This is a genomic window from Acinetobacter rudis (genome assembly GCF_000829675.1).
Classification (GTDB): Bacteria; Pseudomonadota; Gammaproteobacteria; order Pseudomonadales; family Moraxellaceae; genus Acinetobacter; species Acinetobacter rudis.
On sequence record NZ_BBRX01000040.1, the window covers coordinates 25,285 to 39,583 of the forward strand.

Genomic DNA, 14,299 nt, shown 5'->3' on the forward strand with positions numbered 1-14,299 from the left:
ATGACTGATTTTCATCGCTTATCTATACGTGAAATGGCTGAAGGCTTGGCTAGTTCACAATTTTCATCACGTGAATTGACACAACACTATTTAAATCGTATTGCTCGTATTGATCCACAAGTTAAATCCTATGTTACGGTTACCCCAGAACAAGCACTCAGCGAAGCTGATGCAGCTGATGCAGCACGCAAAGCTGGCCAAGCTACGCAACTGACAGGTATCCCACTTGCACACAAAGACATTTTTTGTACTCAAGGTATTCGTACCTCTGCTGGTTCAAAAATGTTGGATAACTTCATCTCTCCTTATGATGCAACTGTGGTCAGTAAAGCTAAACAAGCAGGTCTGGTGACTTTAGGTAAAGTCAACATGGATGAGTTTGCGATGGGCTCAACCTCTGAAAGCTCATACTATGGTGCTACACGTAACCCTTGGAATTTAGAACATGTTCCTGGTGGTTCATCTGGTGGTTCTGCAGCGGTTGTTGCAGCAGATCTTGCCCCATTTGCAACAGGTACAGATACGGGTGGTTCAATCCGTCAGCCTGCATCGTTTTGTGGTCTTACAGGTCTTAAACCTACATATGGACGAGTTTCACGTTTTGGTATCGTGGCATTTGCTTCATCATTAGATCAAGCAGGTCCTATGGCCCGCTCTGCAGAAGACTGTGCTTTTCTGATGAACACCATGGCAGGTCATGATGCAAAAGACTCGACCTCAATGGACAAAGCAGTTGACGACTATGTTGCTGATTTAGATGCGACTTCAATCAAAGGCTTGCGTATTGGTATTCCTAAGCAATACTTCAACGTTGCTGGTCTTGATGCTCAAGTCAAAGCACGTGTGGAAGAATCACTCAAACAACTTGAACAGCTTGGAGCAACGCTGGTCGAGATTGATCTTAATATGGTTGAAAGCTATGTGCCGACCTATTACTTGATTGCACCTGCTGAAGCATCTTCTAACCTATCGCGTTATGATGGTGTACGTTATGGTTATCGTTGTGAAAACCCAACCAACTTATTAGATCTTTATAACCGTTCACGCTCTGAAGGTTTTGGTGCTGAAGTTCAACGTCGTATTTTGATTGGAACTTATGCTCTTTCAGCAGGTTATTATGATGCATACTATGTTAAAGCACAGAAGGTACGTCGCTTAATTCAACAAGACTTCCTCAATGCTTTCGCACAAGTAGATGTGATTGCTGCACCATCTGCACCAACAACAGCATATAAGATTGGCGCATCATTAGATCCAGTTGAAATGTATCTTGGTGATATCTATACCATCGCAGTGAACCTTGCTGGTCTACCTGCAATCAATGCCCCAGTTGGCTTTGACCAAAACAAACTTCCAGTTGGCCTACAGTTAATTGGTAACTATTGGTCTGAATCACAGTTGTTGTCGATTGTACATCAATACCAACAACACACAGATTGGCATACACAACGTGCGGCAATTGCTGAGGAGAATGCATAATGGCTGAAGCGCAAAAATCCAAGCTTATTGATGGCTGGGAAGTGGTTATTGGTTTAGAGATTCACACCCAACTCATGACCAATACCAAAATTTTCTCAGGTGCTTCAACTGAATTTGGCCAAGACCCAAACACTCAAGCTTGCCTCGTTGACTTGGCTATGCCAGGCGTTTTACCTGTACTCAACCAAGCTGTCGTTGATTTAGCAATTCGCTTTGGTCTAGGTGTGGATGCTTATATCGACAAAGCTTCAGTATTTGCTCGTAAAAACTATTTTTATCCTGACTCCCCTAAAGGCTATCAAATCAGCCAAATGGACAATCCAATTGTCGGTTTGGGCCATATTGACATCAAACTTGATGATGGCAGCAGCAAACGTATTGGAATTACCCGAGCTCATCTTGAAGAAGATGCGGGTAAATCGTTACACGAAGACTTCGCAGGTATGACCGGTATTGACTTAAACCGTGCAGGTACGCCATTGCTTGAAATCGTTTCTGAACCAGATATGCGTTCTGTTGAAGAAGCTGTTGCTTATGTGAAAGCGATTCATGGTCTAGTACGCTGGTTAGGCATCTCTGATGGTAACATGGCAGAAGGTTCGTTCCGCTGTGACTGTAACGTATCTCTACGTCGCCCTGGTGATGAGTTTGGTACACGTTGTGAATTAAAAAACATTAACTCTTTCCGTTTTATTGAACGTGCGATCAATGTTGAGATTGAACGTCAAATGGATATCTTGGAATCTGGTGGCAGCATTACTCAAGAGACCCGTTTGTTTGATCCAAACAAAATGGAAACGCGTTCAATGCGTTCTAAAGAAGAAGCAAACGACTACCGTTACTTCCCTGATCCAGACTTATTGCCTGTGATTATTTCTGATGAACAAATCGAACGTATTCGTGCAGAGTTACCAGAACTTCCTGTTGCGCGCCGTGCACGCTTCATCAGTGAGTATGGAATCTCTGATTACGATGCTCATGTACTCACGCTTTCACGTGAAATGGCAGATTTCTATGAAACTGTTGTTGCCACAGCAGGCGGTGCTGCACATGCTAAAATAGCAGCGAACTGGGTTATGGGTGAATTCTCAGGTGCACTCAATAAAGCAGGCCTTGAAATCACAGATTCTCCTGTATCTGCTGAGCAGCTTGGTGGTATGGTGGCACGCATTATCGACAACACCATTAGCGGTAAAATTGCAAAACAAGTATTTGGCTTTATGTGGGAATCTGAAGGTCAAACTGCAGATGCCATTATTGCAGAAAAAGGCTTAAAGCAAGAAACTGATACAGGTGCTATTGAAGCGATTATTAAGGAAGTATTAGCAGCCAATGAAAAAATGGTTGAAGAATACAAATCTGGTAAAGAAAAAGCTTTCAATGGTCTTGTTGGTCAAGTGATGAAAGCATCACGTGGTAAAGCCAACCCTGCTCAAGTGAACCAATTAATGAAACAGTTATTGGATTAATGTTAGCTATAACCTAGCATTGATTAAAAAGTGAGGATACCTATCCTCACTTTTTTTGTCTCAATAAAACTATTACTGATTTGAGCCAAATAATGTCAAAGAAAAAACTGATGACTACTGCCAAATCGACCCTAAAAAATATTGATGGTGAATACTTTACTCTGTTTACTGGTCATGATTAAAAACTCTAAGTTGCAAAGTTGCCCGACTTTGAAATAAGGCTAAAACTATATTTAAAAGCATCAAGCTATTTATAATTTTTGTCCAACCATTTTTTAATTGAGGCAATATCCTTGAGCTTAAAAGTCATTTTTTGATCTGACTCTCCATCTAGACCACTTTGATTTCCCCCAAGTTTTTCAGTTATATCAATCAATTTAATTTCTCCATCTTTATTAAGTATTTCATATAAATTAATATCATACGAAATACCTGAAATAGTCGGTGTATCCCAATACTGAGTATGTATCGTTATCAATAATGGAGATTTCCCAAGTTTTTTATAAACACTAACAGCCTCCAATTTTGGTATCCATTTACCCACATCTAAACTATATTTATTAATAAAAATCTTTTGTTTATCATTAACTAAATAGTTTAGTATGTATGGATTATCATTATGACAAACTGCACTAACTACTCTGAAATCAGCTTTTTTATATATTGATAGTTGAGTGCTATTTACATCACACACTAATTCCTCAGCATATGAAGCAATCGTCCCTATACTAAGAAATAAAAGTAAAAAAATTGATTTTACTTTATTCATTTTTTATTCTCAGCATCTTTAAAAATTGTTTTGGCTTTTACAAAATATAATCGTCTTGCATCCAATATATCTTTTGTAGCTCCCGCATTTACTCCCTTTGTAACATTATCTACATCTGAAGCTGTAGCTCCTTGATCAGCTAGATCATACAACTTATTTGCCAACCAATAGACTAAAGCAGTTCTAGCCGCATATTTGGCTTGTTCAACTAATTCTGGATTTTCTATAAAATCAAGCTCCTCATTGGGCCAAGCTTTTTTATAAAATTTATTGAAAAATGTATAGTTAAATCGACCTGTCAATTGTTTCATTCCTCGGCCTATATATTTATAACCATCACCGTCTTTAACATTACCTAATGCTCTATTCTTAGATCTATTAATATCCATATAAGCTTTATTACAAATCGTTTTTTCTTTCAGCTCTCTATTTTTTATTGCAGCATCTTTTTTTGCTTCATCAGGATGCTTTTGATAGTACCCCATATATTTAATCAATGATTTTTCACTATACCCAGCAATATTTTCTCGTAATTTAAATTCAGGTCCCATTTCTGCAAAAGCTTGCGCCATAAAATGAGCCTGTCTTAATCGAGTATCAAGCTTATATGTTTTTAAGCCTATATTTAATTCATCCAAAACAGGTTGCATTTTTGATGAAGAAACACCTGGCCACATTTTTTGCATTTGTTCTATAGTAATTGTCATATTACTTTTAGGCGTTTCAGATGTAGTTGTATCAGGTTTATTCGTTTCTAAACTAGAGTCTGCTCTAATTGATGGCTGGACTACTGTTACCTCATTTTTCATTTTTTTAGCTATAGTTTCATCTAAATGTGTACCCTGCATCGGTTTTTTAGAAATCGGGTCCACAAGTTGGTATTGTAAAGGCTCGCCAATCAATATCCTAAGTTTAACAATACCTGAGTCATCCATATCACGAATACTAGTTTCCCCCATATAACTAATTTGAATTTGTGCCTTAGGTACAGCTTGTGGAGGAGTACTAATATCTTTAGCTGTCAAAGTGATCAATGCTAAATATGAATTAACTGGATCATCTAAAACAATTTTTTGAGTACTATTATTTAAATTTTCTGTCGCATTAATCACCAATTTTTCTTGATAACTATCATCAGGTTTTAAAACAGAAATTCTATAAGAAGTACCTACTTTTAAAGTTAATTTACAAATTCCATTCTCATCACATATTTTTTGTTTTTGCACAGTTTCATTAGAAAATCTCCCCTTAAAAGGAAAACCTTTAAATTTTTTGTTATTAGAGTCCAGAATTAGAACATTTACATTTATAAAATCAGCCATTTAACTCTTCAATCCTCTCTTCATCATAGGTAAATCCGCACAAAAATGAACAATGGCTTAGTTTGATTACTCTGTATATAAAAGTGATTGGTTTTAATCGTTTCTTCTGAACTATTTGATTCAATATTTTCAAGAAAATAGACTTATGATCATCAGCTCAAAGCCCCCAAATATAAGTAGAACTGTCAACTATAAGGTTGCTTTTTATTGAGTCAGCTCTCGTAGGAATAAAGAATTTACCCATACAATCATTAGGTGCTGTAGCTAGTACCGTCACAGGAGAAACAACTTTCCCCCACTTTCAAATTTATGCTGTCCAGCTCTGAGTACAATTTTTCCGCCCATTGCTATCTCTTTATTTATAAGAATCTGATTATTTTGTTCAATTGTATTCAAATAGTTCCTATATATTGGCAGTTTTATGTTTTTAGTTGTAGCTTTTAACTTAGATGACGATGCCAACCTCGCAACAGATTAAAATTTTGCTCTAGCTTTTCTGATGACAAAGCTTCTTGGTACATATGAACGAGATTAACGGAACAAAGCAACTGTACAGCCCTTGCTTCATGATTGAGCTTTAGCGAGTACTTAGGGCAGTCTCCATCAAATTTTTCAAATTAAAATCAATGAGTTAAAACCATATAACCAAATTTTTATACAGTCTTATTTACAGGCTCATCTCAATACACGTGATCCATTATTTGACTATAGCTTCAATCCGATCTAATTCCCAAACCCCTCCGAGTGCTACCCCCCGACATTTTCCAGACCACCGATCTAAAGTCTGAACAAATTTTTGACCATCCCAAATCCATTGATAGCTTGCAATACAATCTGCAGGTCCGCGGCCTCTTTGTGATCCATAAATTTCACCTGAATTAAATTCAGTGGCCTGATCAGTAATCAATTGAGTTTGATTTACACCAGAGCGATTGTCCAATAACCAGACACCCAGCCCCTCATTGTAGGCTCCACGCCAACACAGCATCGTTGCTAGCTGCTGCTGATCATTTAAACGATAGAGTTGAATTGTACGAGGATCATCTTTCCAATATTCATCACTACAGTCATCTCCATGATCTTTTGATGTCGCTGTCATCAATCTTTCTAGCATCTTTTGATATGCAGTCTGATCTGGTTTAATTTCACGAATCGGTTTTGCTGGAGTCTTCACGTGTTTCACCACAAATTTAGGCTGGGCAGCAAGAACTTTAGACTCATCAAGCGTGCCTTTTTTAACCAAAGCACCCGTAGTCCCAACACGCTTTTGAAAATCATCCATTTTTAACAGTACTGCGGTCAAGCCATTACTAGAAACCTGCCAGTGATAATGCTGATTTTTTAAAACAATACTGACATTTTCTCGGCTTTTCTTAAGGATCGCATCGACCTGTGGTTGACTCAGATCAAGCACTGTTTTTTGACTAAAATCGCCGTTAATCAAACCTTGGTCTTTATCATCGATATAAAGTCGAATATTTTTAAGTGAGTTAGCTGGATATTCTTCACCAAAATCAGCAATCGCAACTTGACCACGTACTGCCTGTTTTGCACCGGCCTTACGAACCAATAAGAGTGATACAGGCTCATTGCCATCGAACTCCTGATAACCTGCAGCTTGGCATGTTCCAGTATTACTGCAGACCAGTTCCCAATCATTATGCGAAAACTCAATACCTTGTATGGGTTTCGCATAAATCGTGCTACTCAAAGCTAGCGCCAGCAAACCGATACAATGAGATATTTTATAATGCATTTTTTCGTCCTCTTATTGCATTGCAGATTGCATGACAAGATCAGTAATCCAGTTAAAAATATCATAAAAACATTAACATACACGACTAAAAACTACTTATTAGTTTGATCAATTTTCAAATAAGCAATGCTATGTCATCCATCACTTTACAATCGCTTCAATCCGATCCAATTCCCAAACTCCTCCAGCAGCAACCATACGGCACATGCCACTCCAACGGTCTACCGTTTGGACAAAGTCCTGCCCATTCCAAATCCATTGATAACTAACCCAGCAATCGCCCATCCCTCGGCCTTTGTGTGCTCCAGATAACTCACCACGATCAAAATCTGTTGCTTGATCGGTAATAAACTGTGTTTTTTGTCCCTGACGGTCATCGAGCAACCAAGCACCAAATCCAGCATTGTAGGCCCCACGCCAGCATAAGGTCATTGCCAACTGTCGCTTGTCTCCAAGTGAATACAGCTCGATATCGCGAGGCTCGTCGTTGAAATATTTTGCATCACAATCACCAGTTTGCTCTGCTGGAAGAGCAGTGAGTATACGTTTAAGCATTTTGTCATAATCTGCATGATCTGGTTTAAGCACAACAGCTGTTTTCTGTGTGAGTACTTTTTTCACAACAAGTTTGGGCTGTGCTACTAAAACTTTGGACTCATTATTTGAACCCTTTTTAACCAGCGCCCCAACCGTTCCAACTCGGCCTTGAAAATCATCCATTTTCAGTAAGGCCGCAGTCATTCCTTTGCTGGAAACTTGCCATTGGTAGTTTTGATTTTTAATAATAATATCAGCATCACTTTTACTCTGTCGCAAAAGGGCATCCACTTGCGTCTTCGTTAACGCGAGTGTGGTGCTTTGACTAAAATCCCCGTTAATTTTCCCATAAGGCTGACCGTTGACATAAAATTGAAGATTCTTCAGCCGACTGCTGTCTTCTGTTTCCTCATAATCACCAATCGCCACTCGTCCTTGAACCGCTTGATTTGGGCCTGCTTTACGCGTCAGTAAAATTGAAACCGCTTGTTCCCCATCACTTTCTTGATAACCTGCAGCTTGGCAAGTTCCAGTATTACTGCAAAACAACTCCCAATCCTGATGTCTAAATTCAATCCCTTCAATAGCTTGAGCTGCCACTGTAGTAGAAAACAGTACGACACCTAAGCCCAGTAAACATGTTGTTTTATAATTCATTTACGATCCTAATTGTTTGTCTTCTCAAGTCTATTGAATATCTTAATCCAAGATGATCTGCTAACACCATCAGTCAACCACATAACATTCAATCTCAGCGTAGGTAGATCGCAATGTTTATACGCTGCCTCCAATCACATTAGCGCTATCGCTGGTATTTTAGCTTTATTTTTTAGATGCCCCCAACTTCATCACTAACTTACAAACTGCTCAGTCTTACTTACAACAGAACACAATAAATTAAGAAATATTTAAGCCTGCAATGTTGCAATTCGACTCAGATAATTTAACTAAATCTGTGCCATGAACCTATCTTTTCCAAAACATTTACTACAAAGAGATGCGTTAATTTTAATTTGCAGCTTTGGTATTTTAAGTTTTTTTATACCCATTGGAGGCCGTATAGACCAGCTACTTATGCAGCCTTGGATCAATTCAATGGGACAGTTTTATTTAAATGACAACTGGTATTTAAACTACTGGAATCACGATATTTTCAAATACATACTCATCTTCGTTTATTCAATTTTTTTATTTTTATGGATTTTTTCCTTTTTTATTCCTAAGTTAAAATCACAGCGTTTTCTTTATGCCTATATGTTTTTAATGAGTGGCATCTCCACCGCACTGATTGGATTCATGAAGTCTCAATCAAGTCACGCCTGCCCGATCAATATGTTACAAGACAGCTCTCGCGGACTTATTTGGGACTTCTCTTCAACAAATGGGCATTGCTTTCCTGGTGGACATGCAAGTACAGGTTTTGCCTTGATGACAGGCTTCTTCGTTTTTAGACTCAGTCGACATAAATATGCATCGATGTTTCTTATGGTAGGACTCGGCACTGGCTTTATTTTAGGTTGGGGACAAATGATGCGTGGTCAACATTTTCTGAGTCATAACTTATGGAGTGCTTGGATTATTTATGCTGCCAACAGCGCAGTTTTTGCTTTACTTGCTTATAAGTTCCCAGAAAAACTTCAACCAATACCACAAAATCATCCTCGTATAAATCTACTGATCAATCCGCTAGAGAACGTATTGCAACGATCTAAAAACCAATAGAGTTCTTCATAGGATCAAAAACCAAGACCCAATTGATAAGTTCATTCTTGCTTTGTTTAACTGCTCTGCTCAACGGATTGTGTCGTATTGGTGGGCAAAATCACAACGACAGATAATCCCCCAAGATCATGACTGCGACTAAATTGAATTTCTCCTTCCAGCTGTTGTATCGCCCTATCAACAATTGATAACCCCAAACCACTGCCTACCTCTAAATGATGATTTACTCGGTAAAATCGTTTTAGAACCTGTTCATATTGTTCTGGTTCTAAACCTGCCCCACTGTCTTCAATAGTTAATCTTACATACTGTTGATTAGGTCGATCAATCGACACGTTAATCACTCCACCTCTAGGGCTATATTTAATGGCGTTATCCAGTAAATTGTAAATAATCGAATGTAATGAATGCTCAATACTATTCATCTCAACAACTTCGTTGGTTAAAAAGCCCATATCAATTTCTTTTTCAACAGCAAAGTTCATTAACTGTTCAATGCACTGTACCGTGATCTCATTCAAACTGAGCTGACAATAATATTCTCTTAAATTTACGGTCGCATCTTGTTTGGCTAAAGCTAACAACTGAGTCACTAAATGTTTAATACGTGCGAGCCCCATACTCAGATTTTTTAAGTTTCGATCTTCTGGTGATTCACTTAATAAAATCTTAGTTTGTAAATTTAATGCTGTAATTGGGGTGCGTAACTCATGCGCAGCATCTGCAATAAACTGTTTCTGTTCTTGCTGTGTAAGAGAAATACGCTGAAATAATTGATTCATCTCACGAATTGTTGGCGCTAATTCATTGGGATATGAATCTAAATCAATTGGAGAAAGATCTTGTGAGCTGCGCTGTGCCAATTCGAACTTAAACTGATCAAGAGGTTTAAAACTATGTCGAATAATCCAAATCAATCCCAAAAGTGCAAAAGGAAAAATTAATACATAAGGAAAAATCATGCCCGCAGCTAATTCCATAGCGAGCACTTTACGTACCTTAAGTTGTTGGCTAATCTGGATTTGATAATACTGAGTTGGATAAACATAAACTATCCAATCACCATTTTCATTGTGGTGTGAATAAAATCCTTTTTGATCTTTACGTCCAACCAAAAGATGCTGATTGTGTTTTATATCACTTTGATCTTTATAGGCCCATATATCTATAAAAAGATCTTCTTCGTGATAGTCTTTATGAGGATCAAAAACGCTTTGTAGTGGTCTCACATTGGTTGCGATCCGCTCACCAACATAAGACATTTGAGCATCTAGAATTTCATTAATTTCATGTAATGCAATTCGATAAGCAGCGGTTAATAACACTCCACCCAACAATAAATTAAAAATAGCTAAAAAAAGGATTAACCGTTTTTTAAGTGAGTTGTGTTTAATCATTGCCCGCCCACTCATTTTAAAGAGCGGCTAGGTTAACCCAATCGGTACCCCACCCCTCGAATTGTACGAATAAAATCTTTACCTAATTTTGAACGTAGATGGTGAATATAAACTTCGATAGTATTACTGTTTATTTCACTTTCTAAGTCATAAAGTTTATCTTCCAAATCAGCTTTAGAAAATATCTTTTTAGGGTAACTCATCAAAGGAATTAAAATAGCCCATTCTCGCTTAGACAGATCAACCACCAGACCTGCACGAGAAGCTTGATGTAGTTCTATATCCAGTTCCACTTCACCGCTGCTCAGTCTATTTTGAATATGCTCTTGCTGCAACATACGCCCTGAACGTCGAAACAATGCATTAATGCGAGCTAATAACTCATCAAACTCATAGGGTTTGGTTAGATAATCATCAGCACCTTGATTTAAACCATCTACACGATTATCTAATTGATCACGTGCTGAAATAATCAACACTGGTGTATTTGATTTTTGACGAATTTGTTTAAGGACTTGCATACCATCCATCAAAGGCAAACCTAAATCTAATAACACCAAATCAAAATCTTGCTGTGCTAGACACTTTAAGCCATCTATACCATTGTTGACCCATTGCACCTCAAATTTATGCAATTGCAATAAAGTCACCGTTGACTCAGCGATCATAAAGTCATCTTCGATCATCAAAATCTTCATAACTGTTCCCCTCTCACACTTTTTAAGTGTTAAGCACCACACTGACGTAGCATATTATAATTTTCATCTATTGTTTTTGACTTTACATCAAGTAAAGTTAATAAACTTGGAAATAAATAATCATGACTGAATTGTTGATTACGTTCATTCTTCAAGCAATTCACTTGTTGAGGTGCAGTATCCATCCAAGCTGTTGAAAACCACATCATCATCGGCACTTGAGTTTGTTGAGTTGGTGCTATCGCATACGGTGCGCCGTGTAAGTACATACCTGATTCACCTGTGGATTCCCCATGATCAGATAAATATAAGAACCCTGTACGATAATTACTCTGTTTTTTTAGCAATTCAATGACTTGATTTAATACGTGATCTGTATAGACAATCGTATTGTCATAAACATTGATCAATTGCTCTTTACTACACCCTTGAATCTCATTGGTATCACAGCTTGGTTTAAAGTGCTGATACTCTTTAGGGGTACGTTTATAATAAGCAGGCCCATGACTACCCATTTGATGTAAAACAATAAGTCGTGGTTGACGATCATCTTTGGGAATTTGAGCAATATAAGCAGCTAAAGCATCATTTAAAATACCATCTTTACACTCACCATCTGCACACCATTTTTGCTGAATTTCGGCAGGTATTTGATATTGTTCAACTCGGGTGCATACACCTTTACAACCTGAGTTATTGCTAATCCAAGTCACTTTATACCCAGCACGTTGGGCAATATCTAATAACCCCTGACGTTGGCTGGCTAAGTTATCATCATATTGCTTACGCGGCATACCCGAAAACATACACGGTAATGAAACAGCTGTTGCTGTACCACAAGAACTGACTTGATTAAAATTCACTAAATTCTGCTGCTTAGAAAGCTCTGGATTGGTATTTTTACCATAACCGTTTAAAGAAAAACTTTCTGCACGAGCAGTTTCACCGACCACCAAGACCATCATTTTAGGTAAAGCAGTTGCAGGTGCTGTAGAGACCAATTGAGCATCCTCACCATAAACCATTACAGGGAGATTTTTTTTCGGTGCTTTTTTATGAAAATAAGAATAAGTCGAAGCAATCGCATTTTGTGGTGAAATCATACCCTTAATTGCACGATTTTCACGAAAAATAGCTGCGTAATCAACATAGAAAACAAATAATAATCCACCGATTACAACAAGCGAAGCTAAACTACTCAGCAACTTCTTCAGTAGGATATGCTGTACCTTTTCAGATTTAACTTTGACCCAGCACAGTACAACTATAGGGAGAACCACCATTAATCCTGCCCAAATCACAATACGTAATGACATCAGGTCAGTTGCTTCAGCAACATCGGTCTGCATCATATTTTGGACTTGATCAGGAGAAATCAACACACCAAGAGAGCTAACAAAATAAGCACTAAAACCACCAATTACCAGCAGTAAAATTCCAACAAACTTGATCGTCCATTTCCAGTTTAAAAGTTGGAATACCAAATTATATAAAGCAATTAACACGCAAGCTGTTGCCATAATAAATACAGCAGCTTTAAGGCCACCATAGGGTGTCAGTTGATATATTTTTTCTAAGAAAGCCAGATTAAGAAAGATACCAATCCATACCGCAATAATAAAACTGAGCATACTTACGGACAGTTCTAGGCGACTTAATTTAAGTTTTTCTATAATTTTTTGCATTACTTACTGTGACCCAAGATGACCATGCTAATTTAAAAAATAAACCTTAAAAACAACTTAATATTGACTAAAAATTTTATTGTTACTGAGTAAAAATTGTTTTTATAGACCACTAAAATACGTTTTATTCATTACTTGGTTTAAAAACTTGAGACTTTTTCACCCAAACACAAATAGGAATTAGCAATAAAAGCCCAACAAGTACCACACTAAGTAAATAGTCACTATAACCTAACTGTTCAGCAAACAAACCACTTAGACTATATAAGCCACCACTGACTAAAGCCATGATGGATACTTGAAAACTAAAGTCAGTTCCAGCATAGTGTTGTCGACTATATTGCATTACCAAAGTCAGCATAACCAGAAGCAACATCGCTGCAAATAAATCTTCTAAAGCATTGGCCAAATAAACCCACCACGTAGAAATCGCCGCTCCCTGCTCATAACGCTGCGCTAGAAGTACAAATGCAAATAAACTAATCAGCTTCAACACCGAAAATAACAGTAAAGCATGTTGTCGAGATAAGTAGCGTAAACAATAACTGGCTAAAGCAGCACCCAACAAAGCTGCTGCTGCACCCAACATCGTGACATATATCCCAATTTGACTAAAACTCAATCCCATATCGACCATCAATGGTTTTAATATTGCTCCAGATAGACCATCTGTGACTTTTATAGTCACTAAAATGATTAACCAATAACGTAACTCCTGTTGTTCAGTAAAATAGACAAAGTACTGCTTAAGATGCTGTCGCCATGATAATGTTGATAAAGCGCCTGACTGTATAGATATTTTTTGTTTGACTTGATGTACTGTTTGAGTAGAAACAAGCTTTGTTTTTAAAATGGGTAAGCTGTTCAGTGCAACCAAAACTGCCAGAAAAATAAATGTACCTTGCCAGTGCAATACATCTATCAACCATAAAATCACACCACCACCAACAATGAATCCTAAACGAGAACCTACAACTTGAAATAAATTACCCCAATGTTGCTGTTGGGGTTTGAGTAGATTGACAGCAAGTGCATCGGTGGCAATGTCTTGGGTGGCGCCTAAGATGTTCATCGCAAGTAAACTAATAAAAAAAATCAGTAGATAGATCGAATTATTTAAAATATGAATAGGAAAAAAAGATAGAAATAACAGCACCACAATGGTTAATCCCTGTGTTGCTAAGGCCCACTGACGATAATGTTCAAGGTTCTGATGACCATAACGATCTAGATAAGGTGCCCAGAGTACTTTAAATGCCCAAGGCGCCATCAACAGACCAAAACCACCAATATGTGCAAGTGATACCCCTTGTGATCTTAAAATCACAGGTAAAGCATGGGTCATAAAACCTACGGGTAATCCTTGTGCCCAATAAAGGGTAAATAGCAGTAAATATGTCTGTCTAGCGTGCAGTTGCATGGCCAAGTATGTTCCAACATGGACGTTATGATGCTCAATATAACG

At 37.8% G+C, this 14,299-nt stretch carries 11 protein-coding genes; 3 read left to right on the plus strand and 8 right to left on the minus strand.

Going from position 1 to position 14,299, the window contains the following annotated elements; genetic code table 11:
* Nucleotides 1-1,479 (plus strand): Asp-tRNA(Asn)/Glu-tRNA(Gln) amidotransferase subunit GatA, encoded by a 1,479-nt coding sequence (gene gatA, locus Aru01_RS11585; protein WP_016657100.1) that lies wholly within the window; start codon nt 1-3, stop codon nt 1,477-1,479.
* On the plus strand, nt 1,479-2,948 hold the full coding sequence (gatB, locus tag Aru01_RS11590) for an Asp-tRNA(Asn)/Glu-tRNA(Gln) amidotransferase subunit GatB (protein WP_016657101.1): 1,470 nt from the start codon (nt 1,479-1,481) through the stop codon (nt 2,946-2,948). The genes gatA and gatB overlap by 1 nt, the downstream gene beginning before the upstream one ends.
* 247 nt (nt 2,949-3,195) lie before the next feature.
* On the opposite strand, the gene Aru01_RS11595 is transcribed toward gatB, so the two are convergent.
* The 4 genes from Aru01_RS11595 to Aru01_RS11610 form a co-directional block, all read right to left on the minus strand.
* Nucleotides 3,196-3,717 carry a hypothetical protein gene (locus tag Aru01_RS11595; protein WP_016657102.1) on the minus strand — a complete coding sequence of 174 codons (522 nt, stop codon included), beginning with the start codon at nt 3,715-3,717 and terminating at the stop codon, nt 3,196-3,198.
* The gene (locus Aru01_RS18530; protein ID WP_016657103.1) at nt 3,714-5,039 is read right to left on the minus strand and encodes a glycoside hydrolase family 19 protein; all 1,326 of its coding nucleotides are present in this window, start codon (nt 5,037-5,039) and stop codon (nt 3,714-3,716) included. The genes Aru01_RS11595 and Aru01_RS18530 overlap by 4 nt, the downstream gene beginning before the upstream one ends.
* A gap of 697 nt (nt 5,040-5,736) precedes the next feature.
* Complete coding sequence (locus Aru01_RS11605) at nt 5,737-6,795, minus strand: DUF1176 domain-containing protein (RefSeq protein ID WP_016657104.1); 1,059 nt, start codon at nt 6,793-6,795, stop codon at nt 5,737-5,739.
* 141 nt (nt 6,796-6,936) lie between these two features.
* Nucleotides 6,937-7,989, minus strand: coding sequence for a DUF1176 domain-containing protein (locus Aru01_RS11610; protein WP_016657105.1), 1,053 nt, complete (start codon nt 7,987-7,989; stop codon nt 6,937-6,939).
* A gap of 303 nt (nt 7,990-8,292) precedes the next feature.
* On the opposite strand from Aru01_RS11610, the gene Aru01_RS11615 reads away from it, so the two are divergent.
* On the plus strand, nt 8,293-9,054 hold the full coding sequence (locus tag Aru01_RS11615; RefSeq protein ID WP_016657106.1) for a phosphatase PAP2 family protein: 762 nt from the start codon (nt 8,293-8,295) through the stop codon (nt 9,052-9,054).
* 56 nt (nt 9,055-9,110) lie between these two features.
* On the opposite strand, the gene Aru01_RS11620 is transcribed toward Aru01_RS11615, so the two are convergent.
* The 4 genes from Aru01_RS11620 to Aru01_RS11635 all read right to left on the minus strand — a co-directional run bounded on the left by Aru01_RS11620 (nt 9,111) and on the right by Aru01_RS11635 (nt 14,254).
* Nucleotides 9,111-10,451, minus strand: coding sequence for an ATP-binding protein (locus Aru01_RS11620; protein WP_016657107.1), 1,341 nt, complete (start codon nt 10,449-10,451; stop codon nt 9,111-9,113).
* Nucleotides 10,452-10,483: 32 nt separating this feature from the next.
* Entirely contained in the window at nt 10,484-11,149 is a 666-nt protein-coding gene (locus Aru01_RS11625; RefSeq protein ID WP_016657108.1) for a response regulator, read from the minus strand.
* A gap of 29 nt (nt 11,150-11,178) precedes the next feature.
* Nucleotides 11,179-12,834, minus strand: a complete 1,656-nt coding sequence (locus Aru01_RS11630) for a phosphoethanolamine transferase (RefSeq protein WP_016657109.1) — start codon at nt 12,832-12,834, stop codon at nt 11,179-11,181.
* A 124-nt stretch (nt 12,835-12,958) separates the two neighbouring features.
* The gene (locus Aru01_RS11635; RefSeq protein ID WP_016657110.1) at nt 12,959-14,254 is read right to left on the minus strand and encodes an MFS transporter; all 1,296 of its coding nucleotides are present in this window, start codon (nt 14,252-14,254) and stop codon (nt 12,959-12,961) included.
* Nucleotides 14,255-14,299 lie beyond the last annotated feature (45 nt).